This window comes from Spirillospora sp. NPDC047279 (assembly GCF_040643285.1).
In the GTDB taxonomy this organism is placed as follows: Bacteria; Actinomycetota; Actinomycetes; order Streptosporangiales; family Streptosporangiaceae; genus Spirillospora.
The window spans coordinates 44,885-71,403 of record NZ_JBEYUA010000021.1 but is presented as its reverse complement, the minus strand read 5'-3'; the positions used below and the strand labels follow the sequence as shown (position 1 = coordinate 71,403).

General features: G+C 70.6%; 25 protein-coding genes. 7 read left to right on the top strand and 18 right to left on the bottom strand.

The window, feature by feature from the left end; translation table 11 throughout:
* Positions 1–42: 42 nt before the first annotated feature.
* The 9 genes from tsaD to ABZ810_RS39580 all read right to left on the bottom strand — a co-directional run bounded on the left by tsaD (position 43) and on the right by ABZ810_RS39580 (position 9,324).
* On the bottom strand, positions 43–1,080 hold the full coding sequence (gene tsaD, locus ABZ810_RS39620; protein ID WP_358412053.1) for a tRNA (adenosine(37)-N6)-threonylcarbamoyltransferase complex transferase subunit TsaD: 1,038 nt from the start codon (positions 1,078–1,080) through the stop codon (positions 43–45).
* Positions 1,077–1,556 (bottom strand): ribosomal protein S18-alanine N-acetyltransferase, encoded by a 480-nt coding sequence (rimI, locus tag ABZ810_RS39615; RefSeq protein ID WP_358412133.1) that lies wholly within the window; start codon positions 1,554–1,556, stop codon positions 1,077–1,079. Before rimI ends, tsaD begins: the two co-directional genes overlap by 4 nt.
* Positions 1,557–1,614: 58 nt before the next feature.
* Positions 1,615–2,301 (bottom strand): tRNA (adenosine(37)-N6)-threonylcarbamoyltransferase complex dimerization subunit type 1 TsaB, encoded by a 687-nt coding sequence (gene tsaB / locus ABZ810_RS39610; protein WP_358412052.1) that lies wholly within the window; start codon positions 2,299–2,301, stop codon positions 1,615–1,617.
* An 82-nt stretch (positions 2,302–2,383) separates the two neighbouring features.
* Positions 2,384–3,652, bottom strand: coding sequence for a hypothetical protein (locus tag ABZ810_RS39605; RefSeq protein WP_358412051.1), 1,269 nt, complete (start codon positions 3,650–3,652; stop codon positions 2,384–2,386).
* Between the two features lie 407 nt (positions 3,653–4,059).
* The gene (tsaE, locus tag ABZ810_RS39600; protein ID WP_358412132.1) at positions 4,060–4,494 is read right to left on the bottom strand and encodes a tRNA (adenosine(37)-N6)-threonylcarbamoyltransferase complex ATPase subunit type 1 TsaE; all 435 of its coding nucleotides are present in this window, start codon (positions 4,492–4,494) and stop codon (positions 4,060–4,062) included.
* 65 nt (positions 4,495–4,559) lie between these two features.
* On the bottom strand, positions 4,560–5,636 hold the full coding sequence (locus tag ABZ810_RS39595; RefSeq protein WP_358412050.1) for an alpha/beta hydrolase: 1,077 nt from the start codon (positions 5,634–5,636) through the stop codon (positions 4,560–4,562).
* A 15-nt stretch (positions 5,637–5,651) separates the two neighbouring features.
* Positions 5,652–6,767 carry an alanine racemase gene (gene alr / locus ABZ810_RS39590; RefSeq protein ID WP_358412049.1) on the bottom strand — a complete coding sequence of 372 codons (1,116 nt, stop codon included), beginning with the start codon at positions 6,765–6,767 and terminating at the stop codon, positions 5,652–5,654.
* A 110-nt stretch (positions 6,768–6,877) separates the two neighbouring features.
* A complete protein-coding gene (locus ABZ810_RS39585; protein WP_358412048.1) occupies positions 6,878–8,329 on the bottom strand; it encodes an NAD(P)H-hydrate dehydratase in 1,452 nt (483 codons plus the stop codon).
* 125 nt (positions 8,330–8,454) lie between these two features.
* On the bottom strand, positions 8,455–9,324 hold the full coding sequence (locus ABZ810_RS39580; RefSeq protein ID WP_358412047.1) for a helix-turn-helix transcriptional regulator: 870 nt from the start codon (positions 9,322–9,324) through the stop codon (positions 8,455–8,457).
* A gap of 433 nt (positions 9,325–9,757) precedes the next feature.
* Between ABZ810_RS39580 and ABZ810_RS39575 the strand changes: the two genes are divergently transcribed.
* Positions 9,758–10,393, top strand: a complete 636-nt coding sequence (locus ABZ810_RS39575; protein WP_358412046.1) for a hypothetical protein — start codon at positions 9,758–9,760, stop codon at positions 10,391–10,393.
* Between the two features lie 515 nt (positions 10,394–10,908).
* A complete protein-coding gene (locus tag ABZ810_RS39570) occupies positions 10,909–11,172 on the top strand; it encodes a DUF397 domain-containing protein (protein WP_358412045.1) in 264 nt (87 codons plus the stop codon).
* Between the two features lie 120 nt (positions 11,173–11,292).
* Here the strand turns inward: ABZ810_RS39570 and ABZ810_RS39565 are convergent, their stop codons facing one another.
* The gene (locus ABZ810_RS39565; protein WP_358412044.1) at positions 11,293–11,955 is read right to left on the bottom strand and encodes a hypothetical protein; all 663 of its coding nucleotides are present in this window, start codon (positions 11,953–11,955) and stop codon (positions 11,293–11,295) included.
* A 379-nt stretch (positions 11,956–12,334) separates the two neighbouring features.
* Here ABZ810_RS39565 and ABZ810_RS39560 point away from each other — a divergent pair, with 379 nt between their 5' ends.
* From ABZ810_RS39560 to ABZ810_RS39550, 3 genes are all read left to right on the top strand, one after another.
* Positions 12,335–13,210, top strand: a complete 876-nt coding sequence (locus tag ABZ810_RS39560; protein WP_358412043.1) for a helix-turn-helix transcriptional regulator — start codon at positions 12,335–12,337, stop codon at positions 13,208–13,210.
* Between the two features lie 171 nt (positions 13,211–13,381).
* Positions 13,382–13,597, top strand: coding sequence for a DUF397 domain-containing protein (locus ABZ810_RS39555; RefSeq protein ID WP_358412042.1), 216 nt, complete (start codon positions 13,382–13,384; stop codon positions 13,595–13,597).
* Between the two features lie 211 nt (positions 13,598–13,808).
* Positions 13,809–14,021, top strand: a complete 213-nt coding sequence (locus tag ABZ810_RS39550) for a DUF397 domain-containing protein (protein WP_358412041.1) — start codon at positions 13,809–13,811, stop codon at positions 14,019–14,021.
* Between the two features lie 402 nt (positions 14,022–14,423).
* On the opposite strand, the gene ABZ810_RS39545 is transcribed toward ABZ810_RS39550, so the two are convergent.
* The 4 genes from ABZ810_RS39545 to glmS all read right to left on the bottom strand — a co-directional run bounded on the left by ABZ810_RS39545 (position 14,424) and on the right by glmS (position 19,952).
* Positions 14,424–15,839 carry an alkaline phosphatase PhoX gene (locus tag ABZ810_RS39545; protein ID WP_358412040.1) on the bottom strand — a complete coding sequence of 472 codons (1,416 nt, stop codon included), beginning with the start codon at positions 15,837–15,839 and terminating at the stop codon, positions 14,424–14,426.
* 101 nt (positions 15,840–15,940) lie between these two features.
* Complete coding sequence (locus ABZ810_RS39540; protein ID WP_358412039.1) at positions 15,941–16,900, bottom strand: ABC transporter permease; 960 nt, start codon at positions 16,898–16,900, stop codon at positions 15,941–15,943.
* 9 nt (positions 16,901–16,909) lie between these two features.
* Positions 16,910–17,932 carry an ABC transporter ATP-binding protein gene (locus ABZ810_RS39535; protein WP_358412038.1) on the bottom strand — a complete coding sequence of 341 codons (1,023 nt, stop codon included), beginning with the start codon at positions 17,930–17,932 and terminating at the stop codon, positions 16,910–16,912.
* Positions 17,933–18,107: 175 nt separating this feature from the next.
* Positions 18,108–19,952, bottom strand: a complete 1,845-nt coding sequence (glmS, locus tag ABZ810_RS39530; RefSeq protein ID WP_358412037.1) for a glutamine--fructose-6-phosphate transaminase (isomerizing) — start codon at positions 19,950–19,952, stop codon at positions 18,108–18,110.
* Positions 19,953–20,040: 88 nt separating this feature from the next.
* Here glmS and coaA point away from each other — a divergent pair, with 88 nt between their 5' ends.
* On the top strand, positions 20,041–20,979 hold the full coding sequence (coaA, locus tag ABZ810_RS39525; RefSeq protein WP_358412036.1) for a type I pantothenate kinase: 939 nt from the start codon (positions 20,041–20,043) through the stop codon (positions 20,977–20,979).
* Positions 20,980–21,104: 125 nt separating this feature from the next.
* Entirely contained in the window at positions 21,105–22,847 is a 1,743-nt protein-coding gene (locus tag ABZ810_RS39520; RefSeq protein WP_358412035.1) for a hypothetical protein, read from the top strand.
* Between the two features lie 88 nt (positions 22,848–22,935).
* Here the strand turns inward: ABZ810_RS39520 and ABZ810_RS39515 are convergent, their stop codons facing one another.
* The 4 genes from ABZ810_RS39515 to ABZ810_RS39500 are packed head-to-tail and all read right to left on the bottom strand — an operon-like array spanning position 22,936 to position 26,493.
* Positions 22,936–23,652 (bottom strand): ABC transporter permease, encoded by a 717-nt coding sequence (locus ABZ810_RS39515; RefSeq protein WP_358412034.1) that lies wholly within the window; start codon positions 23,650–23,652, stop codon positions 22,936–22,938.
* Positions 23,649–24,560, bottom strand: a complete 912-nt coding sequence (locus tag ABZ810_RS39510; RefSeq protein ID WP_358412033.1) for an ABC transporter ATP-binding protein — start codon at positions 24,558–24,560, stop codon at positions 23,649–23,651. Before ABZ810_RS39510 ends, ABZ810_RS39515 begins: the two co-directional genes overlap by 4 nt.
* Entirely contained in the window at positions 24,557–25,498 is a 942-nt protein-coding gene (locus tag ABZ810_RS39505; RefSeq protein ID WP_358412032.1) for an ABC transporter permease, read from the bottom strand. Before ABZ810_RS39505 ends, ABZ810_RS39510 begins: the two co-directional genes overlap by 4 nt.
* On the bottom strand, positions 25,495–26,493 hold the full coding sequence (locus ABZ810_RS39500) for an ABC transporter ATP-binding protein (RefSeq protein ID WP_358412031.1): 999 nt from the start codon (positions 26,491–26,493) through the stop codon (positions 25,495–25,497). The genes ABZ810_RS39505 and ABZ810_RS39500 overlap by 4 nt, the downstream gene beginning before the upstream one ends.
* Positions 26,494–26,519 lie beyond the last annotated feature (26 nt).

The window sequence follows — 26,519 nt, the reverse complement described above, 5'->3', positions numbered from 1 at the left end:
GAGCTCGGCTCGGCCGCCGGCTCGGCACGGCTGCGGGCTCGGCTAGACCAGGACGTGCTCGATGGGCAGGCTGGAGTCGGCCGGCAGGTCGAGCTCGGACGGCGCCCGCCCGGACGCGACCAGCTCCGAGCCCAGCGCCGCCACCATGGCGCCGTTGTCGGTGCACAACTTCGGCCGCGGCACCCGGAGCCGGACGCCCGCGGCGTCGCAGCGTTCCTGGGCCAGCGCCCGCAACCGCGAGTTGGCCGCGACGCCGCCGCCGATGAGCAGGTGGTCGACGCCCTGGTCCTTGCAGAGCTTGAGCGCCTTGCGGGTGAGGACGTCGACCACGGCCTCCTGGAACGAGGCGGCCACGTCGGCGACCGGCACCGGCTCGCCCGCGCGTTCCCTGGCCTCCACCCAGCGGGCCACCGCCGTCTTGAGGCCGGAGAACGAGAAGTCGTAGGTGCCGTCGGCGTACTTGCCGCGCGGGAACGCGATCGCCGCCGGGTCCCCGTCGCGGGCCATGCGGTCGATCACCGGGCCCCCCGGGAAGCCGAGGTCGAGCACCCGGGCGACCTTGTCGAACGCCTCGCCCGCCGCGTCGTCCACGGTCGAGCCCAGCGGCCGGACGTCGGCCGCCACGTCGGGCACCAGCAGCAGCGACGAGTGGCCGCCGGAGACCAGCATGGCCACGCACGGCTTGGGCAGCGGACCGTGTTCGAGCTGGTCGACGGCCACGTGCGCGGCCAGGTGGTTGACCCCGTACAGCGGTTTGCCGAGCGACAGCGCGTAGGCCTTGGCCGCCGCGACGCCGACCATCAGCGCGCCGGGCAGGCCCGGGCCGGCGGTCACCGCGAACGCGTCGACGTCCTCGAACGCGACCCCGGCGTCGGCCAGCGCGCGTTCGACCGTCGGGGTCATCGCCTCCAGGTGCGCCCGCGACGCCACCTCGGGCACCACGCCGCCGAACCGGGCGTGCTGCTCGACGCTGGAGGCGATCGAGTCGGCCAGCAGCGTGTGCCCGCGCACGATGCCGACGCCGGTCTCGTCGCAGGACGTCTCGATGCCCAGGACGAGCGGCTCGGAGTCTCGGATCATCGTTTCTCCCCGGTGAAGCCGAAGGTCACGCGGCTCGGGCCGGTGCGCAGCTCCCGCCGCATCACGACGGCGTCCACGCCCGACGGCTGGTAGTAACGCTTGCGGAGGCCGGCCCGCACGAACCCGTACCGCTCGTACAGCCGGATGGCCGGAGGGTTGTCGGCGCGCACCTCCAGGAACACCGCCTCGCTGTGCCGGCGTCCGGCCTCGTCCAGCAACCGCTCCAGCAGGGCCGCGCCGATGCCGGCGCCCCGCCACGCGGCGCTCACCCCGATGGTCTGCACGTCGGCCTGGCCCCCGGCCGCGAAGAGCCCGGCGTAGCCGACGATCTCGCCGTCCCCGCTCTCGGCGATCACGTAGTGGCGGGTGCGCGGCTGGTCGGCGAGCTCACCGGCCAGCATCTCCTCGCTCCACGCGTCCTCGGGGAACAGCTCCCGTTCGAGCACCAGCACGGCCGGCAGGTCCGCCTCGGTCATCTGCCTGTAGAGAACGGACGTCACCGGACCACCTCGCCCGGCACGCCGTCGTCGCGCGTCACTTGGGCGTCACCTTCTTGCGCGGACCGGGCTCCTTGGCGTCGGGCCGGCGCAGGTAGAGCGGCTCGGGCGGCAGCAGCTCGGGGCCCTTGCCGCCCGACAGCCGGGTGACCGCCAGCTCGGCCAGCGCGGTCGCGGCCGGCAGCAGCGGCGTCGGGTCCTGGCCGGGCGTGCCGAGGACGTCCTCGTAGAGGGCCGCGCCCTCGCCGACGACGGGCAGGTCGTCCGGGCCCTCGCCGCGGACGTCGGCGGCCGGGCCCACGGCGGGCTCGGTCACCCGCGCCCCCGCCGACGCGTACCGGGCCCAGTAGACCTCCTTGCGCCGGGCGTCGGTGGCCACCGCGAAGGGCGTCATCCGGCCCGACGCCCAGGCGATCACGTCCAGCGTGCACACGCCGTGCACCGGGACGCGCAGCGCCTCGCCCATGGACCGCGCGGTGACCAGGCCGACGCGCAGCCCGGTGTAGGGGCCGGGGCCGACGCCCACGGCGATCGCGCTGAGGTCCTGGGCGGTCGCCCCCGCCTCGGCCAGCACCGCGGCGATCGACGGCGTCAGCAGCTCGGTGTGCCGGCGCGGGTCGATCGCCTCCTTCGCGGCCCGGCCGCGGATGCCGAGGCCCGGAGACCACTCGTACAACGCGACGGTGACCGCTGCGGTGGCGGTGTCGAAAGCCAAGACCAGCACGTTGCGAGTTTATTGGCTGCGCCCGATTGCTCGAGCGCGTTCGGCGCCCCACCCCCGGAAGGGCCGGGCCCCGGGAGGCGGCTCAGCCCTGGTTGAGGCCGTTGACCACGGCCTTGGCCGCGTCGACGGCGCCGTTCATCGCCGGGTCGCCGCCCAGCGGGGAGCCGTCGTTGCCGCCCGAGTAGTGGATGGTCACCAGGACGTTGCCCAGCCGGACGTTGGCGATGGCCTCGCCCGAGCCCTGGCCCTTGTCGACGCTGTAGACGACGTAGCCGTCGTCGCCGACGCCGGACAGCGCCCGCTTGTCGGTCAGCTCCTGCCCCGCGAGCAGGGCCTTGCCGGACTCGTCCGCCTTGCGTTCGCCGTCGAACGAGGCGCGCGCGGCGTCGGTCGGGCTCTTGTCGCCGCTCGCCTCGATCGCGCGCAGCTCCACGGTCAGCTGGCGCTTGCGGTCACCGGTGTAGGCGCCCCAGACGCACTGGTTCTGCCGGTCGCTGTTGCGGTAGTTGTCGGCCTGGGTGCGGTCGGCGTTCGGGGCCAGCCGGCCGGCGAGCTCGTTGCTCACCAGCTGGCAGGAGTCGGGCACCAGCGAACGTTCGCCCTTGGACACGGGCGAGCTGTCGGACGCCCCGCTGTTGGCCACCGCGCCGCCGGACTGCTCGCCCTCGCCGACGCCGACCCCGCTCATGATCGCGAAGGCGGCGAGCACGCAGCAGGCCGCACCGGCCACCACGCCCGCCAGGACGAACGCCCAGCGGCGGCCCGGGGGCTTGTCGTTCTCGATCCTGCGGTGGCTGCCGCTGCCGGTCCGGCGCGAGCCGCTGTCACGGGACGGGTACCCGCCGCTGTCACGGGACGGGTAGCCGCCGCTGCCTCCGGCGCCTCCGCCGGTCGGGTGCCCCCCGCTGCCGCCGTAGGAGCCGCTGTCGCGGGACGCGTACGCCCCGCCGGTGCCGTAGGGGCCGCTCTCGCGCACTCCGTAGGCTCCACTACCGCCGAAAGCGCCGCTCTCGCGCGAGGCGTACGTCCCGCTGCCGCCGCCGTAGGAGCCGCTCTCCCCCGGCGCGTAGGCGCTGCTCCCGCCATAGGAGCCGCCCTCGCCCGGCACGTACGCGCCGCCGCCGCCGTAGGAGCCGCTCTCGCCCGCCCCGTACGAGCCGCTGGCGCCGCCGGAACCGCCCTCACGCGAGCCGTAGGCGCCGCCGCCTCCGTGCGAGCCGCTCTCGCGCGCTCCGTACGCCCCGCCGCCGCTCCCGTAGGAGCCGCCCGCAAGAGGTCCGGTGTCGCGCGAGGCGTAGGCGCCGCTGCTCTCCTGGTGGCCTGTGCTGGGCGAGGGCAGGCCGCCGGTCACGGACGAGCGGGGGGCGCCGCCGGGCGCCGGATACGGGCCGCCGGCCGGATGGCCCCCACTGCCCGGATGGCCGCCGCCGCCCGGCTGGCGGAGGTCGGCGGGCCGGGCCGGATAGCCGGGGGCGCCGGTCTGGCGAGGGCCGGTCTGGCGGGGATGGCCAGGGAGGGGGTACCCGCCGGTACCACCCGAACGGTCCGCAGGCCGGTAACCAGCGCCGTCGGCGCTGTCGGCGCGGTGATTCCCGCTTCCATGGCTCCCACTCACCGGTCCCACTCCCGCCCGAGGGAATATCTGCTATGTCGCGAAGGTGTGGTTCGTTCCGGCAAAGAGTACGACATGTAACCGTAAAGTGGTCGGGTCCCACTTACGGAAAATCACGAGGGTTTCTCAGATACGCACCGGCCACATCAGGCCAGATCGTCCCCCAGAGCCGCCCACCGGGCGCCTACACCCGTGATCCTTACCGACCGTTCCTCCGAGCCTTCCTCATGCCCGCGAGAAATGATCACATCGAGCCGATCCTCGGTGAGATTTTCTGCCATCCCCTCGCCCCATTCGACGACCGTCACCGACTCGTCGACCGATGCGTCCAAATCGAGATCGTCGAGTTCGGCGAATCCGCCCAGCCGGTAGGCGTCCACATGCACCAGCGGCGGCCCGCCGCACAACGACGGATGCACCCGCGCGATCACGAACGTCGGCGAGGTGATCGGCCCGCGCACCTTGAGGCCCTCGCCGAGCCCCTGCGTGAGCGTCGTCTTGCCCGCGCCGAGATCACCGGTCAGCACCAGCAGGTCGCCCGCCCGCAGCACCCCGGCCAGCCGGAGCCCCAGCTCCCGCATGTCCTCGGCCGTGGGCACGGCGACGCTGATCTCCTGCCCCACTCCTTCTCCCTCCGGAGCCTCGTTCACGCGGTCCGTTCCGCCCGTTCGGGAAGGACCTTCTCGATCAGCCGGCGCAGGCCGCCGGTGACGACGCCCGGGTACTCCAGCGGCAGGACGTGGCCGGCGTCGCCGATCTCCACCAGCTCGGCGTCGGGCACCGACTCGGCGATGCGGCGGCCGTGCGCGGGCGGCGTCAGCCGGTCGTCCCCGCCGGTCAGCATCAGGACGGGCACCCGCCCGATCGTCTCCAGCGCCGCCGACTTGTCGTGCGCGATCAGCGCCGGATAGAACTCCGCGATCACGTCGATCGAGGTGGCGCGGATCATCTGCTCCAGGAAGTCGACCACGGTCGGGCTGACGTACTTGTCGCTGAACGCCATCCGGCGGGTCACCATGAACGCGATGTCCGCGCCGTACCCGCGCGCCCGGTCCACCAGCGCGGCCCGGCGGCCCAGCCCGCGCAGCGTGCCCGGCGCCAGCGGGCGCACGACCTTCGCCAGCACCAGCGGCAGGCCCAGCGTCAGCTCGGCCAGGTCGCCCACCGAGGTGTTGATCAGCGCGACGGCCCTGATCTGGTCGCCGAACGGCTCGGGGTGCCGCTCCGCGTACGCCATGATCGACATACCGCCCATGGAGTGCCCGACCAGCACCACCGGATCGCCCGGCCGCACCGTCGCCCGCAACACCGCGTGCAGGTCGGCGCCGGTCTGGTCGATGGTGGCGTGCGTCGGCTTGCCGCGCCCGGAACGGCCGTGGCTGCGCTGGTCCCAGAACACCATCCGCAGGTTCGGCCCCGCCAGGTCGCGCCGCTGGTAGTGCCAGGCGTCCTGGTTGAGCGTGTAGCCGTGGCAGAACACCACGGTCAGCGGCGCGTCGTCCGGGCCGTCGATCTCCACGTGCAGCTTCAGGCCGTCGTCGGCCAGCACGGTCAGTTCCCGGCCGCGCAGCTCACCGAACGGTTCGCCCGCGTCCGGGTCGGGACGCAGCCGGACCCGGCCGACCGCCAGGTGCCGCAACCCCACCGCGGCGCCCACACCGGCCGCGCCGACGCCCGCCACGGCGCCGAGAATGCCGATCCTGCGCTTGTTCCTGCTGTCCATCTCCTGGCCATCCCCCTACGAGTACACCCTCGGTACCCGGGATCCGATGCGGGTGACGATCTCATACGAGATGGTCCCCAGTGCGTCCGCCCACTCCTGGGCGGTCGGCTCGCCCCGGTCCCCCGGGCCGAACAGGATGATCTCGTCCCCGGGCGACACCGTGTCGTCGCCCAGGTCGATGACGAACTGGTCCATGCACACCCGGCCGGCGATCCGGCGGCGGCGCCCGGCCGCGAGCACCTCCAGCAGGCTGGAGCCGTGCCGCGGGACGCCGTCGCCGTAGCCGGCCGGCACCAGCGCCAGCGTCGTCTCCCGCTCGGTGACGTACGTGTGCCCGTACGACACCCCGCTCCCCGCGGGCACCCGCTTGACCATCGCGGCGTCCGCCGTCAGCGTCATCGCGGGCCGCAGCCCGAACGTGCCGATCCGCGGAACGGGCGTCAGCCCGTACATCGCGATGCCCGGCCGCACCAGGTCGAACCGCGCCTCGGGCAGCGTCAGGATGGCGGCCGAGTTGGACAGGTGGCGCACCTCGGGCCGCAGCCCGGCGCCCTCCGCGTACCTCACGAACTCCTTGAACAGCCCCAGCTGGCTCGCGATCGACGGATGCCCCGGCTCATCGGCGCACGCGAAGTGCGAATAGAGCCCGACGACCCGCAGATGCCCGGCCGCCTCCGCCTTGAGCGCCGCGTCCACCAGCACCGGCCAGTCACCCGGCGCCGCACCGCCCCGGCTCATCCCGGTGTCGGCCTTCAGATGCACCCGCGCGGGCCGTCCCGCCCGTTCCGCCGCCGCCGCGATCTCCTCGACCGCCCAGACCGCCCCCGCCGTCAGGTCGACGTCGCCGCGGACCGCCTCGTCGTACGGCTCCCCCGGCACCCCGACGCACACCAGCACCGGCACACCGGTCACACCGCCCCGCCGCAGCTCGATCGCCTCGGCCAGCTTGGCGACGCCCAGCCAGGCCGCCCCGCCCGCCAGCGCCGCCCGCGCCGCCGGGACCAGCCCGTGCCCGTACGCCTCGGCCTTGACCATGGCCATGGCCTCGGCCCCGCCCGCGCGCTCGCGCAGCAGGGAGACGTTGTGGCTGATGGCGGCGAGATCGACGCGCGCCTGCGCTGGACTCCTCATAGTCACCCAGTGTGCCGTTCCCCCGACGGTGAACGCCCCGCTCCCGCGCAGGACGCATTGCGTCCAGGGCGTTCTCTACCCTTTTGAGACGCAATCGACCATGCGGGGGTTCAGAGCGCGCGGAAAGCCGCGGGCAGCGCGGTCACCACGTCGAACGCGCTGATGGGGGCATCGGACGGCTCGTCGCCGGCCCCGCCCGAGGCCAGCCGCGCCGCCAGCCCGTGAATGTAGGCGCCCGCCGTCGCCGCGTCCATCGCCGTCATCCCGCCCGCCAGCAGGGCCCCGGTCAGCCCCGACAGCACGTCCCCCGTACCGGCCGTCGCCAGCCGCGGCGTCCCCGTCGGGTTGACCCGGACCGGCCGCCCCTCCTCCGCGACCAGCGTCGTCGACCCCTTCAGCAACACCGTGGCCTGGAGCTCGGCCGCCGCCCGCAGCACATGCTCGAGCCGCCGCGCCTCGATGACGTCCCGTTCCACCCCGATGAGCCGCGAGAGCTCCCCCGCGTGCGGCGTCAGCACCGTGGGGGCCTCCCGCCTCAACAGCTCCTTGCGCCTGGCGAGCACCGTCAGCCCGTCCGCGTCCACCAGCGCCGGCAGATCGGTGCGCAGCACCGCCTCCACCAGCGCCTCGCCGTCGGCCCCCGTCCCCAGCCCCGGCCCCACGACCCACGCCTGAACGCGCCCGATGTCCAGCGGCTCCCCCGGCTCGATCTCCGCCGTGACGACCTCCGGCCACCGGTGCCGCACCACCTCCACCGCATGCGGCACCGACGCGAAGCGCACCATCCCCGCGCCGCCGTGCACCGCCCCGCCCGTGCTCAGCACCGCCGCCCCGGTGAACTCGTCACTCCCCGCCAGGATCCCCACGACCCCCCGCCGGTACTTGTCCGACTCGGGCCCCGGCTCGGGCGGCCGCACGTCCTCCGCCCACGGCGCCACCACGTCCGGCTCCGGCAGGTCGAGCCCGATGTCCACCAGCTCCACGACGCCGCACCGCGCCGCCCCTGGGTCGATGAGCAGCCCCGGCTTGTACGTCCCGAACGTCACCGTCACATCGGCCCGGACCGCCACCCCCTCGACGCACCCCGTCCCCGCGTCCACCCCACTCGGCACGTCGCAAGCGACCACGACGCCCCGCGCCTCCGCCGCCCTTTGCGCCAGCGTCGCATGCGGCTCCCGGAGACCCCCCGACCCCCCGATCCCGGTCAGCCCGTCCACCACCAGGTCCGCCGCCTCAATCGGCGCCTCCTCGACCGAGGCCACCCGCCCCCCGGCCCCCCGCAACGCTCTGAGCCCCGCCTCATGCACCTTCGACCCCGCCAGAACGGCCGTCACCCGGGCCCCCCGCCGAGCCAGCCGAGCCCCCGCGTAAAGCGCGTCCCCCCCGTTGTCACCGCTCCCCACCAGCAACACCACGTCCGCCCCGTAAACCCCAGGAAGCAACCGCACACAAACAGCCGCCAACCCCGCCGCGGCCCGCTGCATCAAAGCCCCCTCAGGCAGCCGCCCCATCAACTCCCGCTCAGCCGCCCGAACCTTCCCCACCCCATGCCCGACCCGCATACCCCAACCCCCTAAATCTCAGACCACCCTCCACACCCACCCTGCCACGCCCCTTTCCTCCGCTCCCCGACCGCCGCACCTCGATCCGCCGCACAGCCGTCCAGCCAGAACGAAGTCCGCCGCGCTCAGGCCCCCCACCGCTCCCGGTTGACCCTCTCGATGAACTCGATCGCCCGCGCCCCGCTCAAACTGCGCGCGACCAGCCAGTCGAACTCCCGCCGATACTCGTGAGTCACGGTCCGGTCCTGGATGCTGTTCGACGTCCGGCTCTCGGTGTAGACCACCGCCGGAAAAGTGACCTCGTACGCGGGCTTGTACTCCAGCAAGGTGAACGAACTCAGCCCCGCACCATGGTCCTCATCCAGAGGCAGCACCAGCAGTTCGACATTGGGCAAACCCGCGAGGTCGACCAGCAGCCGCAACTGATCGCGCATCACCGCGGCATCGCCGACTCTCCGCAACAGAACGGCCTCATCGAGGATCGCCTTCAGCGGCAGAGAACGCGGTGTGCGGATCAGGTACTGGCGCCGCATCCGTACCTGGAGGAGGCGTTCAAGAGTCGTGGGCGGCCGCGGCATGACCTCGTCCCATCCCAGGAGGAGGCGGCGCGCGTAGTCCTCGGTCTGCAACAGGCCGTTGATGACCTGACTCTCGAACGTCGAGATCGAGTCGGCCTCGTCCTCAAGAGAGATGTAGGCGGCCGTATCCTCCCGCAACTCGGAGAACTCCGACCACCAGCCCTTCCTGCTCGCCTCGTGCGTCAGGGAGAGCAACTCCTGCCGCAGCTGCCCAGGGGTCTTGTACAGCCTGAGCATGCGCAGGACGTCGACCTCACGCACGCCGATGCGCGCGGTCTCGATCCTGCTCACCTTGGAGGCGGACCAGCCCAGCCGCCACCCCACCTCTTCGGCGCTCAACCTGTTCTGGTCCCGCAGCCGCCGCAGCGCGACCCCCAGACGCCGCTGCCGAACGGTCGGGGCTCGCACCGTGGCCATCACCAGGCTCCTCAGATCCAGGCCGGGAAAGCGCCTCCAGCCGCCGGTTGTCCAGTTGTCTGGTCAATGGGAATCTGTTGAGTCATCTTGCTCTGCAACTAACGCCGCACGTTGCAATGTGCAGATTATCCCGATCACCTTCCCACTACAACGGGAAAATCGAGTCGAAAGTTTCAGGACCAATGTGACTACGTAGATAGGTTCTCGTAAACGCCCGTCTGCATCGGGCCGTGCATGTTGCACCAGCACGCTCCATCGGGCATATAGAACATAAGGGGAGTAGGTCTGTTCCGGGAAGTTCCTTTTTGGAGCAGACCACGCGAGCGGCGCCCGCCGGCGGCGATGAGACGGCGGACGGGCCACGCCACCACGGTGGCATTCTTTCCTCTCACGTGGGAGGCCGGATTCGCCCGGCCTGGGGACGGAGGGCGTCTTGAGCAGCTTGCTGCGGGGCCCGCACCACCGAACCATCCTGGCGCTGGATCTTGAACGGTCCACGGCCAGGACGAATGTCGTCAAGATCGAGCTTCGCTATCAGCTCTATCATCTCCTCCAAGAGGCTCTTCAAGTCGCGGAGATCGACGAGAAGCACTGCGAACCGATCGCGGATAGGGGCGACGGGGTCCTCCTTTTGATCCATCCGGTGGACGAGGTTCCGAAATCACGACTGCTCACGCCCCTGATTCCCACACTGAGCCGGCTGCTCACCGAGCACAACGCGGCACTTCCCGAAGAACAGCGCGCGGAACGGGAACTGAGAATGCGCGTGGTAGTCCACGCCGGTGACCTACTGCGCGACGCGCACGGATCGTTCGGCCTGGAGCTCGACGCCGCAATCAGACTGCTGGACGCCGACGCGGTCCGCAGGTGCCTGCGCGAGACGAGCGCACCCCTCGTGGTCGTCGTCTCCCAAATGATCTACGAGTCCATCGTGATCCACGGTTATGACGGCATCCAGCCAGACTCCTACCGGCGAGGAGTCGAAGTCCGGGTCGGCGGTCTGACCAGACACGGCTATCTACACGTCCCCTCGTGCACGGCCTCGACGACCCCCTTCACCGCCGCCTGAGCGAGCGCGCGCCCGAATCGATCACCCTGAGCGAGGAAGCCGCGTCGAGCACCATAGAAGTCCCCTCTTCCCACTCCGGTAGGCCGAGCCATCCTCTGCCATGCGACAGCTCCCTGAATATCAACAGCGAGTTAACGGCCGCTCACCACAAAGCACATGTGAGCATTTTAGTTTCTCGCTTTCGTCGGGCTGGATGAACATCCTCGCAAAGTTTTCGATGAGCAGTCATCGACGCCTTTTCAATGACCCATGGCGGATGACCGGCAACCTGAAGTGTCCAGGCGAATACACTCAATAAATTGCTCAGCGTTGACACTAGACCGGCGATTCATTCTACGAATAGGCCCTGGCGGGCAGCAGCGACTGCTATTCTTTTCACAGCTTCGCCGCACCGAAGTTTCCTCGTTATCCAAGGTTTCTTCGCGTGCGGTCGAGCCATCACGTGAATGGCCTCTATGAAATAGAATATAGAGGCCCCCACCGGGCTCCTCTGCCATCACCAGAGACGGAATCACATGAACTTCCTCAACGGGCGTACGCCGTCGCCCGCCGCGCTGAAGTCCTCCGACGCCTCCGCCGCTCCGCGGAGCCGTTCATGGAGGAGGAGCCGTGCATGCCAGAACAGTAATGGCTGCCTGGAACTGTCTGCCTTCGCCCCAGGAACCACCGGCGCCCGGGACAGCGTCCTCGGCGAGGCCAGCCCGGTCCTCGCCTTCGACGGCAAAGAAATGCGCAAATTCTTTTCACGCATCCGCGCCGGAGAACTCGACCTGCTCTGAGCCCGTCCGCGGCTCTCTTCGCGTCCGCAGTCCTGGTACGGCAATCCACCGAGACAAGTGATTCGATGCCTGTCAGACCTCGTGCCGGTTGTAAAGGCGCGGGGTTTTGTGTTCCGTTCTTCAGGCGGCGGAGTGGTCTAGGTCGGGGTAGGTGTGCGGGTCTTCGGGGATGAGTTTGAGGGCTTCGGTCGGGACGTGGACCCAGCCCTGGCGGCGACGGCCGGCGACCTTGACTCGGACGTCGGGCTGGTAGGTCTCCGGGGAGATGCCGTCGTAGCCGTGTTTCACGATGGTCTGGTAGAGCTCCTCGGAGACGACCAGGACGAGCGGGGCGGCCACGGACTCCAGGCATTTCTTCAGGGACCTGGCATCGAGAAGGCGACAGGCCACGTCGAGGGCTTCGCCGAAGTAGCCGTACGGATCCCGGTGGATTTCACCGGCGTGCACGACGGCGCGGAGGCGGAGGCCGCGGCGTGGCCACTCGTCGGGCGGGAGGCTCAGGTTGTACTCGACGAGCTGGCGGGCGAGCTCGGGGATGAGCCGGCTCAGCAGGTAGGTCTTGGGCACGCCGTCATCGGGGTGGATCAGGGCGAGCACGCCGTCGCCGCGGTCTTCGAAGGGGTCACGTCGCCGGGGGCCTATGCCGGCGTGGGCCATGGCCTGGTTCAGCATGCGGTAGACGTGACCGCGCAGCTCGCCTTTGATCGGGTTGGTGCGGAGCGGACTCGTCGACCTCTCCATGTCGACGGCCACGATGCTCCGGTGCAGGGGAAGATTGTCCACCGGACCCCTCCATTCTCCGGCTTGTGAGCCGGCCAACGCACGAGGGAAGATCACAGGGTGTGATCTCAGGTGACCCGGCGAGGCTCCGTTGCCTGGCGCCTGTCGCTCGAGCCGCGTCGGCGCCAGCCTCCGGCGCGGCGGGGATGTGTTCACTCAGGTTCGTGACCTGGTCGGACACTCGGGGCAGGGGACCGTTCGGGGTGATCGGCCTTTACTCGATTGTGAACATCTGTACGTTGCTGTGCAAGTTACAGTGTCATGTACAGCGATGAATTCTCCGCAGACGGGGGACAATCATCATCAGCCGACTTGCGCGGAACGCCCCCTCCCGGGGCAGACTGCGCACATAGCTACCCGTTGGGCGGGAGAGGCCGCAGCCATGACCGCATCCCCACGTCCTTCCGTCCGGCAGCGGCGCCTGGCGGCCGAGCTGCGCAGACTGCGCGAGGATCAGCAACTGACCGGGGACGACGTCGCCGCCGAGCTCTCCTGGAGTACGGCCAAGGTCTCCAGGATCGAGAACGCGCGCACCGGAGCACGCATCTCCGATGTCCAGCGGCTCCTGAACCTCTACAAGGTGAACGGTCCGCATCTCAACGAGCTGATCGCGCTGGCGAACGAGGCCGCCGAGAAGGGATGGTGGGAGGCGTATCCGTCGATTGGGCCGGCCTATGCGCAACTGATCGCGCTCGAGGCGGATGCACGCAAGGCGCTGTTCTGGGAGACCCTGGTCGTTCCCGGGCTCCTCCAGACCGAGACGTACGCCCGCGAGGTCATCAGCGGCTGGCAGATCGTCGACACGTTGACCCCTCAGGAGATCGAGCGCCGGATCGAGGTCCGGTTGCGTCGCCAGAAAGTCGTCGAGCACACCACCCGCCCACTGGAGCTTCGGGTCATCCTCGACGAAGCCGTGCTCAAACGGCGCATCGGGACATCGGGCGTGATGGTCGAGCAGGTTTCTCACCTGCACCGGATGTCACAACTGCCGCACGTGGAAATCTTCGTGCTTCCACTCGATGCACGGCATAAAATCCTGGCTGGATCGTTCACACTGCTCGAATTTCCACCCATGTACGATGCGCCCTTCCCGGACACGGTGCACACCGAGAGTCTCACGCTCCATTATCTGGAAGACGAGCGCGAGACCAATATGTATCGCCTTGCGCACGAGCACATGTGCGATATCGCACTCCCGGTCAACGAGTCCCGGGCCTATCTTGAGCAATGCAAGGAGTGGTGGTCAGCGCAAGCATAAGTGAGGCTGGCGCCACGAACCTTCCCACCGCGACCTCAGGTCCGAATGGTAAAGTTCCCGCGCGCGAGTCGCGCTTGAGCACTCCAACTGCACGCCGAAGGGCGCAGTGGAGCCATCAGACAATTCAGTCTGCCTGCTCAAAACCGGACAAAAAAACCTGGAGGATCCTCGGTGTCAGCTTTGGTCGCAAACTCCGCCGGATGGCGGAAGAGTACACGATGTGGCGGAAGCGGCACATGCGTCGAGGTGGCAATGCTCTCGGGCGGACAGATCGGCGCTCGGGACACTAAGGAAGGCACCACAGGGCCGATCCTGAGATTCAGTGCAGGTGATTGGAGCACCTTCCTCACGCAAGCCAAGAACGGCGAATTCGACCTCAGTTCCTAACAAGGGAACACGCTGAGTGAGGGCGCCCGTCCCCAACCCACTTGACGGGCGCCTGCAGCCCCCGCGACCTCACCCTCCTCCCCTGACTTGTCCCGCTCCAACGCGCGGCGTGACGGCTTGAGCCTCCGCCAATATTCTCAGCGGCCGGTGGGTACAACCTGCTTGGCAACGACGCCTGTCATCGTCGGTCCGAACCCCTCAGGAGGTGGGGATGCGAGCTGAGCAGGCATCCCAGAGTCCCTGGATCAAGAGCCGGCATTGCGGAGCGAGCAGCACCTGTGTGGAGGTACGCAGGCTTCCCGATGGGATGGTCGGTGTCCGCGGCGAGCATGTCTCCGGAGCCACGATTCTCGTTCTCGATGAGACCAGCTGGCGCGCCTTCACCGACCGGATCAAGTCCGGCGCCCACGACCTGACGGCCTGACCTTCCGCCTGAGCAAGGCCCCTCCCGCGCCCCCGAGCATCACCCCGACCCCCACGGCGCCGACCATTGAAAGGACCCTCCCCGAGGCGATCCGTGGGGTCTCCCGCTGTCGAGCCCCCACCCGCCCCCCAGCGGGTGGGCCGCCGGCATCACCGCCGCATATTCCTGATCGAAGATCTCGTTGCTGGCCAGACACCTGATCCCGGTCTCGCACTCTTGCCGGGTCGAACGTGCCGCCTGCTCACGTGAGTGGCGCAACTCGCGTGTTTGGTACACGAGCGAGGCACCAAGAAGGACGAAGGCTCCCGCTCAGAGGAGGGCCGCCGCCGCTCCATCGGTCTGGCCGACGTCGCCCAGCAACGGCCAGGGCAGATCCGCAGATCCCAGTAGCGGTCCTTGGGGTTAGAAGGGGCCGGTGTGCCAGGGGCCCCAGATGGCCAGGGTCATGCCCTGGTTGGACTGGATGTTGACGTAGAGGGTGCGGGCGTCGGGGGAGAAGGTGGAGCCGGCGAACTCGGCGCCGGCGTCGCCGGGGACGGAGACGAGGCGGGCGAAGTCGAAGAGGGAGCCTCGGGTGGTGAGGCCGCGCAGGTAGTTGTCGCCTTCGCCGTCCTCGCAGAGGACGAGGCTGCCGCGGCGGCTGTGGGTGATGTTGTCGGGGAGGTCCAGCCACTCGGCGCCGGGTGATTCGACGACGAGGCGGAGGCGGCCGGAGCGGGTGTCGTACGCCCAGATCTGGCCGCGACCGTCGCCGAAGCCGGAGGGGACGGGCTGGGTGACCGGTGCGCCGCCCTGGGTGGAGACGAAGTAGATGACGCCGCGGTCGTGGACGGCGCCTTCGAGGCGGGAGAAGACGGCGCCGCCGGCGGCGCGGCCCTGGTTGCCGACGGCCTGGATGGCGGTGTCGTTGGACGGGGTGCCGGTGAACGTCGGGTCGGGGTCGTCGATGTCGACCCAGGTGGTCTCGTAGACGGCGTTCTCGGGCTGGCCCGCGGAGAGGTCGGCGTTGGGGCGGTTCTTGACGGCGAGCATCTGGAGGCGGCCGCCGTCGAGGAGGCGCCCGGCGCGCAGCGGGTTCCTGGGCGGGAGGTAGCGGTAGAAGCCCGAGGCGAAGCCGAAGTTGTCCTCGGTCAGGTAGACGGCGCCGGTACGGGGGTCGCAGGCCGCCGCTTCGTGGGCGAAGCGGCCCGCGTCGCGGATGGGGCGCGGGGCGGCACGGCGGTCGGCGGGCACTTCGAAGAGGTAGCCGTGCTTCTGGGTGAGCTTGCTGTTGTCGCCGCCGGAGAAGTCGTTGCCCACGTCGGGACCGTTGACGGTCTCCTCACAGGTGACCCAGGAGCCCCACGGCATCGGGCCGCCGGAGCAGTTCATCTGGGTGCCGCTGAGGCTGACCCCCGAGTCGAGCACCTCGCCGTACGGGGTGACGCGCAGCGTGCAGGTGCCGCCGCCGGCCGCCGGGTCGTAGGCCTTGGAGGTGTCGCCGAACGCGCCGACGGGGCCGTTCACCTCATGGTTGCGGACGAGGATCACCGACCCGCGGCGGCCCCGGAACGCGGCCATGCCGTCGTGCTTGCCCGGGGTCGCGTGACCGTCGCCGAGCTCGGATCCGGCCGGGTTGAACGAGCGGTAGCGGAACCCCTCGGGCAGGTGCAGCCGCACCTGGCCGTCCCGGAGGTCGGGAGCGGGACGGAGGGGGCCGTACCCGCGGGTGCCGCCGGGCTTGGCCGCGTGCGCCACGACGCCTTGGAAGGGGCCCGCCCCCAGGGCCGCCCCGGCCGCCACGGTCGCTCCACCTGCAAGGAAGTGACGACGTTCCATTCCGGACACTCCTTCGTCGAGTCGCGTTCCGGTGGAATTTACCCAGCATTCAAGAAATGGCCAGATCGCCTACAGACACGGCATCCGATCGTGACCCGCCGTCAGGCGACCCGGATGCCCTTGGGCAGGGTGTGCGCGGGGGCCCGGAGGCGCCGGGCCGACAGCCAGACCGCCCCGGACGCCAGCGCGAGGTCGAACGCGAGCCCGTACGGCCAGACGGCGTTGGCGAGCGTCTTCTCGTCGTCGCCGGTGAACTCGGGGTCGCGGGAGTCGCGCACGGACCGGCCGATGTCACCCAGCGGGTCGTCGGGTTCGTCGGCGCGTTCGTCGGGCTCGGGAAGGGTCGGCGCGGCGTCGGCCAGGACCACGAGGGGGTTGGGTGCCAGCAGCCACCACACGTACTCGGGGTGGTCCTTCCGGTAGGAGAGATGGTCGTCGCCCGCCGGCTGGGAGGTCAGCGGCAGGGCCAGCACGAAGGCGATCGGTGTGCCCACCAGCAGCCCGAACACCGTCAGGTAGGACAGCAACATCGAGGTGATGCTGCGCGCGACCAGGGCCGACCAGCCCTGCGAGAGGGCGCAGACGATGCCGATGAGCAGGCCCGTCACGACCACCACGACCACGAAGCGCCCCATGGTGATCGCGCCCTCGATGACCGGCAGGAACACCGACGGCAGTGCCAGGCCGAGGATCACCAGCCCGGTCCCCCAGGACGCGACGAGCTTGCCCAGTGCGATCTCGGCCCCGGTCAGCCGGGTGACCTGCAACGTGGCGAGCGTGCCGCGCTCGCGGTCGCCGTTGATCGTCGTCGCGCTGAGCGCCGGGGTGATCATCAGCGTGAGCACGAGCACCGACATCAGCACGGCGCCGAACATGATGACGGCCGCCTCGCTCCCCCAGCCGACGTTGCTGCCGCTGCCGCTCTCCAGCGAGATCCGGAACAGCAGTGCCAGGCCGTTGACCAGGCCGAACCAGACGGCGAGGAGGATCTGCCAGCGGCCCGTCCGCAGCCGGGTCCGGATCTCCTGCCGTGCCACCAAGACGATCCCGTGCGTGCTCACCACGCCCCCTCAACGCCGTTCGTCGGTCATGGCCATGTACGCCGATTCCAGGGCACTGCCCACCGGCCCGAACGCGACGACCCGCACCCCTTCGGCGACGAGCGCCGCGAGCAGGTCGGCCGCCTCGTCCTCCGTCAGCGGCCCCACCTCGGCGCCGCCGGGCAGGTCGCTGATCGTTCCGAGGCCCGGCCGCGCGGCCAGCCGCGCGGCGAGCGCGTCGTCCTGCGCGCGGATCCTCCAACGGGCCCGGCCCATCCCGGTCGGCCCGCTCGCGATCAGGTCGGCCATCCGGTGCTCGCCGACGGTCAGGCCATGGTCGACGAGCACGACGCGGTCGGCGATCTCTTCGAGCTCGCTCAGGATGTGGCTGGAGACCAGGACGGCGACGCCGTCGGCCGCCAGCGACCGCAGCAGATCGCGCAGCTCCACCCGGGAACGCGGGTCGAGCCCCGACGCCGGCTCGTCCAGCAGCAGGACGCGCGGCTTGTGGATCAGTGCCCGGGCCATGCCCAGCCGCTGCTTCTGTCCCCGCGACAACCCGTGCACGGGCTGCCTGAGCCGGTCGTCCAGGTGGACGAGCGCGAGGAGGCCCCGGATCCGCCGGTGCTTCTCGTCGTGGGGCAGCCGGTAGGCGTCGGCGAAGAACTCCAGGTATTCGCCGACCGTGAGCTGGTCGTACACCCCGAAGGTGTCCGGCATCCAGCCGAGCGCCGACCGCGCCTGCTCGGGGTGCGTGGCCAGATCGAATCCGGCGACCCTGACCTGCCCCGCGTGGGGCGCCAGCAACGTCGCCAGGATGAGCAGCAGCGTCGTCTTGCCCGCGCCGTTGGGCCCGACGAGCGCGGTGACCTGCCCGTACGGAACGGTCAGGTCGAGCCCGCGCAGTGCCGGCACGGCCCCGAACGAGCGAACGACCGTCCGCGCCTCGATCCCGTGCTCCGCCCCGGGCGCGGGCCATCCGGCACCGACCGGTTCCTGCCTCGGCACCGCGTTCGGTTCCGGCGGCGGCGCCTCGAATTCCGGTCGCGGCACGGCGTTCGGCTCTCCCACCCTGGTACCCCTGCCCCACTGAGGTCTGATCCCTCAGACGGGCACGCGGCGATGCCGGGTTCCGGCCGTTATACGACCGCAACCGAGAGCGGAACGATGGGTGCCCCGGGAGCACTCGACGGGCTGGCCGAAAGTGCTTGATGGGCCGGCCCGGGGGTTACTCCACGGTGACGGACTTGGCGAGGTTGCGGGGCTGGTCGACGTCGTGGCCCTTGGCGGTGGCCAGCTCGCACGCGAAGACCTGGAGCGGAACGGTCGTCACCAGCGGCTGCAGCAGCGTCGGCACCGCCGGGACGCTGATCAGCGTGTCGGCGTACGGCTCGACCGAGTGGTCGCCGTCCTCCGCGATCACGATGGTGCGGGCGCCGCGGGCGCGGATCTCCTGGATGTTGGACACGATCTTGTCGTGCAGGACGTCGCGGGCGCGCGGCGGGACGACCACGATGACCGGGAGCCCCTCCTCGATCAGCGCGATCGGGCCGTGCTTGAGCTCGCCGGCGGCGAAGCCCTCGGCGTGCATGTAGGCGAGCTCCTTGAGCTTGAGCGCGCCCTCCAGCGCCACCGGGAAGCCCACGTGGCGGCCGAGGAACAGCACGCTCTTCTCACCGGACAACGACCGGGCCAGCTCGCGGACGGGCTCCATCGTCTCCAGGACCTTCTCCACCTTCTCCGGCATGGCCGCGAGCAGCTGGATCATGGCGAAGACCTCGTCGCCCCACTTGGTGCCCCGGACCTGTGCCAGGTAGAGCGCGATCAGGTAGACGGCGACGAGCTGGGTCAGGAACGCCTTGGTGGAGGCGACCGCGATCTCGGGCCCGGCGTGGGTGTAGAGCACGCCGTCGCACTCGCGGGGCAGCGTGGAGCCGTTGACGTTGCAGATGCCGAGCAGCTTGGCGTGCTGCTCGCGGGCGTGCCGGACGGCCATCAGCGCGTCCATCGTCTCGCCGGACTGGGAGATCGCGATGACCAGCGTGGTGCGGCTCAGGATCGGGTCGCGGTAGCGGAACTCGCTGGCCAGCTCCACCTCGCAGGGCAGCCCGGCCCAGTGCTCGATGGCGTACTTGGCGATGAGACCGGCGTGGTACGACGTCCCGCACGCGACGATGATGATCTTGTCGACCTCGCGCAGCTCCTCGTCGGTGATGCGCATCTCGTCGAGGGTGAGCCGCCCGTCGGTGCCGATCCGGCCCAGCAGCGTGTCGGCGACCGCCCGCGGCTGCTCGGCGATCTCCTTGAGCATGAAGTAGTCGTAGCCGCCCTTCTCGGCGGCGGACACGTCCCAGTCGACGTGGTATTCGTTCACCTCGGCGGGCTTGCCGTCGAAGTCGGTGACCGTCACGCCCTCGCGGCGCAGCTCGACGACCTGGTCCTGGCCGAGCTCCATGGCGTCGCGGGTGTGCGCGATGAACGCGGAGACGTCGCTGGCGAGGAAGTTCTCGCCCTCGCCCAGCCCGACCACCAGCGGGGAGTTGCGGCGGGCGCCCACGACGGTGTCGGGGTCGGCGGCGTGCACGGCGACCAGGGTGAACGCGCCCTCCAGCCGGCGGCAGACCCGGCGCATCGCCTCGGTCAGGCCGATGCCGTCCTTGAGCTCCTCCTCCAGGAGGTGCGCCACGGTCTCGGTGTCGGTGTCGGAGACCAGCGTGTGGCCGCGCTCCTCCAGCTCGGCGCGGAGGTTGGCGAAGTTCTCGATGATGCCGTTGTGGATCACCGCGACCGACCCGGAGCAGTCGGTGTGCGGGTGCGCGTTGCGGTCGTTGGGGGCGCCGTGGGTGGCCCACCGGGTGTGGCCCATGCCGAGGGTCCCCGCCGGCGGCGGCTCCTCGGCCAGGGCGTCACGGAGGTTGACGAGTTTGCCCGCACGCTTGGCCGTCGACAGCTCGCCCTCGGTGACCAGCGCGATCCCGGCCGAGTCATAGCCGCGGTACTCCAGCCGCGCCAGTCCCTCGATCACGACCTCGACGGCCTGCTTCGCACCGACGTAACCCACGATTCCGCACATGGCGGCAACTCTATTCGGTTTGCACACCCCCACCTACCTGCACGGGCCGTAGTCGGCCATGGATACCGTGGACGGCTACTGTTCAGCCATGACGAGCGGATGGGACAGCGTGCCGAGCCCTTACGTGGAACTCTCGCGCGACGCCTGGCGGGCGCTTCGCGAGAACACGCCGCTGCCCCTGACGCCGGGCGAGCTGGACGCCCTGCGCGGGCTGAAGGACCCGATCGACATCACCGAGGTCGAAGAGGTCTACCTGCCGCTCTCCCGGCTCCTCAACCTCTTCTTCAAGTCCGACGGCGGCCTGCGCGACACGGTCAGCGGTTTCCTGGGCGAGCCGGTCAAGCCCACCCCGTTCATCGTCGGCGTGGCGGGCAGCGTGGCGGTGGGCAAGTCGACCACCTCCCGGCTGCTGCGCACGCTGCTCGCGCGCTGGCCCGACCACCCCAGTGTGGAACTGGTCACAACCGACAGCTTCCTGCACCCCAACTCCGTGCTGGCCGAACGGGGGATCATGGACCGCAAGGGGTTCCCCGAGTCGTACGACCGGCGCGCCCTGGTCCGCTTCGTCTCGTCGATCAAGGCGGGTGCGGAGGAGGTCACGATCCCGATCTACTCCCACCTGGAGTACGACATCGTCCCCGGGGCCCGCCAGACGGTCCGGCGGCCGGACATCCTGATCGTCGAGGGCCTCAACGTCCTCCAGGCCCCGCCCGCCGGCTCCCTCGGCGTCTCCGACTTCTTCGACTTCTCGATCTACGTGGACGCGCGGGTCGAGGACATCCGGCAGTGGTACGTGGAGCGGCTGTTCGCCCTGCGCCGCACCGCGTTCGCCGACCCGCGCTCGTACTTCCACCGGTACGCCCAGCTGGACGAGGACGAGGCGGCCGCGTTCGCGCAGCGGGTCTGGCGCGACGTCAACGAGATCAACCTGGTCTCCAACATCCTGCCGACCCGGGCCCGCGCCACCCTCGTTCTCCACAAGGGCCGCGACCACTCGGTCGAACGCCTCCGCCTGCGCCGCATCTGACCTCGCCGCACCGGCCTCCCGCAACGCACCCGCCGCGACCCCACGGTGCCGCGTCCGACCTTTCCACCGGCGGGCGCCACCGTCACAATCGGAACGAAAGGGATCCGGCACGGGAGGTGACCCGGATGCGGACGGCGATCCTGGTCACGATGCGGGGCCGCTACACCGATCTCGTTCGGCTGGCCTACCTCGGCCTGGACGACGGCACCGCGCCGCCCGAGAGCGTGCTCGCCGCCGCCCGCCGCGCGGTCCGGCACTCGGCCCGCGCCGGCCCCGGCTCGAGTTACCGCCAGCTCCGCCACCGGCTCGCCCTCGAACTCCTGACCCGGCCGCCCCACCACCGCCGGCCGTTCCTGCGCCGCCTGTTCTTCGAGCCCGAGGCCACGCCGCCCACCCCGCTGCGCACCGCCCTCCAGCGATCATCGCCGCACGAGCGCCTCGCCTACCTCCTGGTCCGTCTGGAGGGCCTCACCGCCCCCGAGGTCGCCGCCGAGCTCAACGATCAGCTCATGATCGACGCCTGGGACGTCGACAGCGCCCTCACCGACGTCGACGAGCGCGCCGGGCTCGACCCCACCGCCCGGCACGACGAGCTGCGCGGTTTCGACCCGACCCTGGTCCGGCTGCGGCCGCCGCCGTCGTTGCCGATGACCGTCCGGATCGCGCTCCTGCTCGTCACCGTCGTGCTCATCTCCGCCGGCTCGTTCGGCTACGAGCACTGGCGGAACGCCGGCCGCCCCGGCGACCCGCTGGTGGTCGACAACGCCCGCTGGAACCGGCACGGCGTGCCCAGCCTGGACGACTGGCCCACCCAGGGCGGGCTGCGGGGCGACCGCGCCCTCCTCCGCCGCGCGGCCACCGCGTGGAAGGCCGACCGCCGCGACCCGCCGCTCGGCCGGGTCTCGGTCATGTACGCGGGCACCGTCTCCGGCGCGACCATCGTCGTCATGCACGACACCCCCGGCACCCGGGACACCCCGATGGTCGCGCAGTACTTCGAACGCCCGCTCTCGCGCGGCGTCGAGTCGATCCGCAGCCTCGGCAACGACAACGGCCAGCTGGTCATGCTGGGCACGACCTGGCGTTACCTCGTCCCGCCCTGGCTGACCGACCTCTCCTACTCGCTGCCCGACCAGCCCACGGCCGGCTGGGTCCCGCTCCAGGTGACCGACGGTGTCACCGACGCGATCCCGTGGCGTTCGTTCGACCCGGACTGCCAGGACTACGTCGTGCTGCGCATGAACCACAAGGGCACCGGCGCGGTCACCCAGCTGGCCAGCCACAACCCGGAGTCGGCGACGCCGCTGGTCTGGTTCCGGGACGCCGACCCGCGGCGCGAGGGCGACACCGGCTCCATCACCGACCGCGCCCAGTGGACGACCGTTCACGCGCTGTCCTGCGGCGACGCCGTCTACCTCACCGAGGCCGGCGACCTGCGCGTCGGCCGGCTCTGGTCGGGCGAGCTCCCCGACGGCGGCGGCCACGCCACGCTCGTCTCGATCGATGTGTCCGTCCCGTGGGGCGCCCCCGGCATCACCGCGCTGATGTCCGACGACGGCCGCCTGCTCACCGACCGGGGCAACACCAACGGCGACTACTCCGCGTCCACCGACTCGATCGCCGGCGCCGTCTGGTGGCGTTCCTCCAAGCGCTGGCACCTGATCGCCGCCGGCGGTTCCGGCGTCTCCGGCCTCAAGATGGTCGGCGAGCTCGGCAACCGCGACGCCCGCCGCCGCGACGGCCGCACCGTCCTGATGGTCCCCGGCCCGCGCCTCCGCGGCGAGTATCCCCAGGTCGCCCGGCTCCCGGTGGTCCAGGTCGTGGCGTACGAGCCCGACGGCGACCACACCGTCATCAGCCCCACCTGACCACGAAGGGCCGGGCCCGCGAACCGACCCGGCCCACGGCCTGAGCGTCTAGCCACCGGCAGGCCCACCGCCGTGACGATCTTCGTGATCACTCGGCGCTGGCTATGGAGAGGGAGCGGAGGCGGACGGAGGCGAAGGTGGTGGCCAGGGCCGTGACGGCGGCCAGGAGGAGGATCGCCAGCGGGAGGTCGACCGTCGAGGTGATCTGGGAGGCGCCGGAGAGCGCGTCGGCGACCGAGAGGGACCACTGCTGGATGGAGGCGGACTTGGCGCCGGGCGCGAAGTTGCCCAGCAGGATCTCCCAGACCAGGACGTAGATGAGGCCGATCGTGACGGCGTTGCGGCTGATGACGCCGAGGGCGACGAAGGCCGCGGAGTAGGCGATGCCGCCGACGAGGACGCCGACGGTGAAGGCCGGGGTCACCTGGGCGGTCGTGCCGCTCATGATCAGGCCGGTCAGGAGCGTCGGGACCACCGCGAACAGCACGACCAGGACGATGGCGACGGCGAGCTTGGTGAGGACGATGACCTGGCGCGGGATCGGCTTCGTCAGGACGTACATGATCTGCCCGTCGTCGATCTCCGGCCCGATGACGCCGGTGCCGGCGATGAGGGCGAGGAGGGGCAGCAACGTGGCGAGCCCGAACCGGTGCAGCACGGTGGCGGAGACGCCCAGGTCGGCGTAGTCGGTGACCTTCAGGCCGGCCGCCAGCACCAGCATGATGAACGGGAGCACGAAGAGCAGCAGCGCCCGCTTGCGTCCCAGCATGGCCCGGAACGTGATCATCGCGATTGTGGAGTTCACCGTGCCACCAGGTAGGAGAAGACGCTTTCGAGGGACTCGTCGGCGGGCGAGACCTCCCACAGGCGCACTTCGGCGTCGCGGGCGACCTGGGGGAGGAACCAGGTGAAGCGCTGGAAGTCGGTCGCCTCGATCTGCAGCCCCTTGTCGGTGAGCTGCACGCTGGACGCCGAGCCGTCCGCGATGATCGCGGCGGCGAGCCTGCGGTCGTCGCTGGAGCGCACGAGGAAGATGTGCGGCCGGTCGGTCATCAGCCGGCGGATCGCGCGGAAGTCGCCGGAGGCGGCGTGGCGGCCGGCCACGATGACCTCGATGTGGCTGGCCAGGCGCTCGACCTCTTCGAGGATGTGGGAGCTGAACAGGATGGTGCGGCCCTCGGCGGCCATCTGGCGGATGAGGTCCATCAGCTGGATGCGCTGGCGCGGGTCCATGCCGTTGAACGGCTCGTCCAGCAGGAGGACGGGCGGGTCGTGCACGAGCGCGGACGCCATCTTGATCCGCTGCTTCATGCCCTTGGAGTAGTTGCCGATCGAGCGGTCCTGGGCGTACTCCATCTCGACCTGCCCGATCGCGCGGCGGGCCGCGGCCTCGGGATCGGGCAGCTTGTGCAGCTTGGCCATGGCCAGGATGAACTGCTTGCCCGTCAGGAAGTCGTAGGCCGTCTCACGTTCGGGCACCAGGCCGATGTGGCGGTAGATGTCGGGGTTGCGCCAGAGCGGCGCCCCGTCCAGGGCGACGGTGCCCGACGACGCCGGCAGGAACCCGCCCATCATGTGGATCAGCGTGGACTTGCCCGCGCCGTTGGGGCCGAGCAGCCCGGTCACGCCGGGCCCGATGTCCATCGAGACGCCGTTGACCGCGACCACGTTGCCGTACCAGCGGGACACGTTCTCCAGGCGCAGCACGCTCACGACAGACCCGCCTTCCGGAACCTGCGGTACAGGACCGCGATCGAGCCGGCCACCAGCCCGCAGCAGACCGCCAGCGCCACCAGCCCGCCGGTCACCCCGGACGGCGCCGCCGGGGCGGACAGCTGGGCGCCGAGCAGCCGCACCTGGACGATGTCGACGAGGTTGAACGGGGAGAACAGGCCCGCCCAGCCGGAGACGGTGAAGTTGTTCGCCTCCGCCTCGGCGATGCCCTGAATGATCACCACGATCGTGCTGCTGAGCATGTAGGCCGCGATGACCGCCGCGACGCCGAGCCCGCGGCGGGTGGTGAACGCCGCGATGACCAGCCCGATCGAGGCGAGGACCAGCGCGAAGAGCACGCACCCGGCGAGCCCGCCGAGGTAGTGCAGGGTGTGGTCGAAGAGGCTGTCGGCCTTGGCCGGCCCGTCCGGGCCGCCGCCGATCTCGTCGACGATCGGTGTCATCTTGTCGGGCCGGGTGACCAGCGCGCCCACGTACAGCAGCGTGACCGGCACGGCCAGCATGGCGAACAGCGCGGTGGCGAACGCGCCGAACTTGGCCAGCACGAAGTCCAGGTGCCCGACCGGCCGGGAGAAGTAGAGCGGCACGACGTGGAAGCGCAGCTCGCGGGAGGCGATCACCGGTGCCTGGGTGGCCATGAAGATGGCCACCACGACCTGCATGATCAGGGCGTACGAGGAGTAGCGGATGAGCGCGTCGGGCTGCTTGGTGAAGCCCAGGATCGCCACGCTGGCCGCGGCGGGCAGCAGCATGACCGCGCACAGCAGGAACGGCATCACCTTCGCGCGGGCGGGCCTGCCGAGCCCGAACGCGGCGCGCAGGTTGTGCGCGTAGAGCGAGCGCACCATGTACGCGCGCCCGAGCCGGCGGCCGTCGTAGTGCCGGTAGCCGATGTCGTGGATCGTGCTCGTGGTCATCGCGGCGCCCCCTGCGGTCCCGGCTGCGGCGCTTCGGACCGCGGCGCGTCCGGCGCCGGCGGCCCGGCGAGCGGTGCGTCCGATGGCATCTGGATCTCCTGCGGCGCGACGAAGACCTCTTCGATGTGGTGGCGGCGCTGCTCCAGCCGGATGAGGCGCAGCCCCAGCTCGGCGACGCCGTCGCGGATCAGGTCGTAGGTCTCCTCCCCGGCGATGTCGACCACCAGGAAGCGCCCCTCGGGATGGACCGCCACGCCCTGGTCGTAGAGCCGCTGCCCGAGCTGGTCGCGCCCCTCCTCGACCTCGACGGTGAGCAGGCCGCTGGCCGCCGTGTAGGCCTCGACGGCCTGCGAGCGCAGCAGCGTGCCGCCGTCGATGATGACGACGTGGTCGCAGACCCGTTCCAGCTCGCCGAGCAGGTGCGAGGTGACCAGCACGCTGATGCCGAACTCGGCGCCGATGCGCCGGATCAGCTCCAGCATCTCCTCGCGGCCCGCCGGGTCGAGGCCGTTGGTCGGCTCGTCCAGGAACACCAGCTGGGGGTCGTGCACGAGCGCCTGGGCCAGCTTGACCCGCTGCTTCATGCCCGTCGAGTAGCCCCCGATGGGCCGGTACCGCTCCTCGTACAACCCCACGTGCCGCAGGATGTCGGCGGCGCGTTCGCGCGCGGCGGTCGAGGGCAGCCCGCACATGCGGGCCATGTGGACGACGAACTCGGTGGCCGAGACGTCCGGCGGGAGGCAGTCGTACTCGGGCATGAACCCGACCCGCTCGCGGATGTGCACGCCCTCGCGGGCGATGTCGAGCCCGAGCACGGTGGCCTGCCCCGCGCTGGGCGGCTGCAGCCCGAGCAGGATCCGGATGAGCGTCGACTTGCCGGCGCCGTTGGCGCCGACCAGGCCGACGACCCCGGGCTCCACGGACACCGTGAGGTCGTCCAGGGCGGTCACCCGGGGGAACCTCATCGTCAGCCCCTGGGTGGCGATGATCGGCATGTCTACGAACCTAGTGCTTCGCGCGC

What these genes read in the sequence shown, in the direction of transcription:
- tsaD (WP_358412053.1), bottom strand. Translation starts at nt 1,080, where the DNA reads ATGATCCGAGACTCCGAGCCGCTCGTCCTGGGCATCGAGACGTCCTGC.
- rimI (WP_358412133.1), bottom strand. Translation starts at nt 1,556, where the DNA reads ATGACCGAGGCGGACCTGCCGGCCGTGCTGGTGCTCGAACGGGAGCTG.
- tsaE (WP_358412132.1), bottom strand. Translation starts at nt 4,494, where the DNA reads ATGCGGGAGCTGGGGCTCCGGCTGGCCGGGGTGCTGCGGGCGGGCGAC.
- ABZ810_RS39595 (WP_358412050.1), bottom strand. Translation starts at nt 5,636, where the DNA reads ATGGACAGCAGGAACAAGCGCAGGATCGGCATTCTCGGCGCCGTGGCG.
- alr (WP_358412049.1), bottom strand. Translation starts at nt 6,767, where the DNA reads ATGAGGAGTCCAGCGCAGGCGCGCGTCGATCTCGCCGCCATCAGCCAC.
- ABZ810_RS39585 (WP_358412048.1), bottom strand. Translation starts at nt 8,329, where the DNA reads ATGCGGGTCGGGCATGGGGTGGGGAAGGTTCGGGCGGCTGAGCGGGAG.
- ABZ810_RS39580 (WP_358412047.1), bottom strand. Translation starts at nt 9,324, where the DNA reads ATGGCCACGGTGCGAGCCCCGACCGTTCGGCAGCGGCGTCTGGGGGTC.
- ABZ810_RS39570 (WP_358412045.1), top strand. Translation starts at nt 10,909, where the DNA reads ATGAACTTCCTCAACGGGCGTACGCCGTCGCCCGCCGCGCTGAAGTCC.
- ABZ810_RS39560 (WP_358412043.1), top strand. Translation starts at nt 12,335, where the DNA reads ATGACCGCATCCCCACGTCCTTCCGTCCGGCAGCGGCGCCTGGCGGCC.
- ABZ810_RS39550 (WP_358412041.1), top strand. Translation starts at nt 13,809, where the DNA reads ATGCGAGCTGAGCAGGCATCCCAGAGTCCCTGGATCAAGAGCCGGCAT.
- ABZ810_RS39545 (WP_358412040.1), bottom strand. Translation starts at nt 15,839, where the DNA reads ATGGAACGTCGTCACTTCCTTGCAGGTGGAGCGACCGTGGCGGCCGGG.
- glmS (WP_358412037.1), bottom strand. Translation starts at nt 19,952, where the DNA reads ATGTGCGGAATCGTGGGTTACGTCGGTGCGAAGCAGGCCGTCGAGGTC.
- coaA (WP_358412036.1), top strand. Translation starts at nt 20,041, where the DNA reads ATGACGAGCGGATGGGACAGCGTGCCGAGCCCTTACGTGGAACTCTCG.
- ABZ810_RS39520 (WP_358412035.1), top strand. Translation starts at nt 21,105, where the DNA reads ATGCGGACGGCGATCCTGGTCACGATGCGGGGCCGCTACACCGATCTC.
- ABZ810_RS39505 (WP_358412032.1), bottom strand. Translation starts at nt 25,498, where the DNA reads ATGACCACGAGCACGATCCACGACATCGGCTACCGGCACTACGACGGC.
- ABZ810_RS39500 (WP_358412031.1), bottom strand. Translation starts at nt 26,493, where the DNA reads ATGCCGATCATCGCCACCCAGGGGCTGACGATGAGGTTCCCCCGGGTG.